1 protein-coding gene is annotated in these 441 nt (G+C 50.1%); it reads left to right on the forward strand.

The window, feature by feature from the left end; translation table 11 throughout:
- Positions 1–441 (forward strand): hypothetical protein (locus tag EI164_RS16725; RefSeq protein ID WP_192521076.1); only part of this gene is annotated, 441 nt, incomplete at both ends.

Consider the following 441-nt stretch of genomic DNA (forward strand, 5'->3'; position numbering starts at 1 on the left):
CCGTGGGTGGGTAGCTTATATAGTAAACGCGTGCTACCGCCAATGACTGGTATCACAGACGCTCAAAGCGATACCGACAGTCGCAATCACATGACCCCGACCAAGAGCTATCTGCTGGACAGCCCTGCCCAACCTATCAATCGGACAGAGACCCAAGCAGGGGCCAACTACGGCAGTCACTTTACCCATAGATCTGATGATCAAACCCTGATGCAGTCTATCGGTGATGGTGAGCACTTAATCAATACTGGTAGCTTATTGTCCAGTACGCGCCCTAGCCTATTTGCCACCGACAATGAACAAGCTGTTGAGAGCGGCTATCGTAATACAGATAATGGCCTATCAGAGTGGATCAGCGATCATAGAGATGAGCAAGCGTATTCACAGCTAAACGTCGATGATGGTCAAGTGGCTGCCATGCTCAAGATGGGCGTGATCAAT

It is taken from the genome of Psychrobacter sp. FME13 (assembly GCF_014861395.1).
Classification (GTDB): Bacteria; Pseudomonadota; Gammaproteobacteria; order Pseudomonadales; family Moraxellaceae; genus Psychrobacter.